At 43.1% G+C, this 1,222-nt stretch carries 1 protein-coding gene; it reads left to right on the forward strand.

Features of this window, described 5'->3' with window-relative positions:
* Positions 1–292 precede the first annotated feature (292 nt).
* Positions 293–1,171 carry an aromatic amino acid DMT transporter YddG gene (gene yddG / locus ACP45E_RS16560; protein WP_017037911.1) on the forward strand — a complete coding sequence of 293 codons (879 nt, stop codon included), beginning with the start codon at positions 293–295 and terminating at the stop codon, positions 1,169–1,171.
* Positions 1,172–1,222: the final 51 nt, after the last annotated feature.

Here is a 1,222-nt window from a genome sequence, read left to right on the forward strand (position 1 = left end):
TGCGTAGCCTAAACCGAGCATTAAGCCCCCGGCCGGCAGGACGGCAATAGGCACCATGAGTGCTTTACCGACTTTTTGTAAATATCCTAGTATGTTCACCTTAACATCCTCTTTATTGTGGTTAACTTGAGTAGATTAAGTGAAACAGGATTAACGTAGCGTTTTGTATTCATTAATTATTCTTAATGAAACATCACTTGGCTTAAACCGTTTTGTTAATTTACTTTGAACATCAGGTAAACATGGTATGGTGCTCGCATTAGAAAAGTACAATTTGAGGTGAAAATACTCAATGAATCATAAATATACATTGTCTGGTGTTGCTGCAATATTGCTGTGGAGCGCTTTGATTGGATTGGCTCGAACCGTCACGGAGCATTTTGGTCCTATTGGTGGCGCTGCGCTTATTTATACGATCGCATCGGCATTTTTAATACTCACGATGGGTCTGCCCAAAATAGGGCAGTTTTCCCGGCGTTACTTATTTGTCGGCTCGATTCTATTTGTCAGTTATGAAATCTGTTTAGCGTTAGCGTTAGGCATGGCCAACGATCGCCACCAAGCACTTGAAATGGCCGTCATCAATTACCTTTGGCCTGCTTTGACCGTCTTACTCGCGGTGGTTGTCAGCAAAAAACCGACTCATAGTTTGGTGTATCCTGGAATTTTTATTGCGTTGTTTGGTGTCGTTTGGGCGGTGATTGGTGACGGAGAGTTAACGGTCGCTCAGCTAGTTTCGAATGTCGCAACCAATCCAGCAACGTACAGTATGGCGTTTGTTGGTGCGTTTATTTGGGCGATTTATTGCAATGTGACAAAACGGTTAGCCAATGGACAAAATGCCATTGTTGTTTTCTTCATTTTGACCGCAGTGACGTTATGGATTAAATACTCTATCAGTGATGAGCAAGGTATGAGTTTTGATGTTGCACCTACATTATATCTGCTTCTTACTGGTGTGGTGATGGGAGGTGGGTATGCATTGTGGAATATTGCGATCATCAAAGGCAACATGGTGTTACTCGCTTCACTGTCTTACTTTACCCCCGTTCTGGCCACATTGATTTCATCTTATATATTAAGTGTCAGTTTAACTTCAACCTTTTGGCAAGGCGTTGCGATGGTGACGGGCGGCTCTTTGATCTGTTGGTGGTTTACGCGAGATCAATAACGCCATTATCAGCGTTGTATTCTCATTGCCGTTAGCCGTTAGCCGTTAGCC

Source organism: Vibrio genomosp. F10 str. 9ZD137, assembly GCF_049974785.1.
Taxonomy (GTDB): domain Bacteria; phylum Pseudomonadota; class Gammaproteobacteria; order Enterobacterales; family Vibrionaceae; genus Vibrio.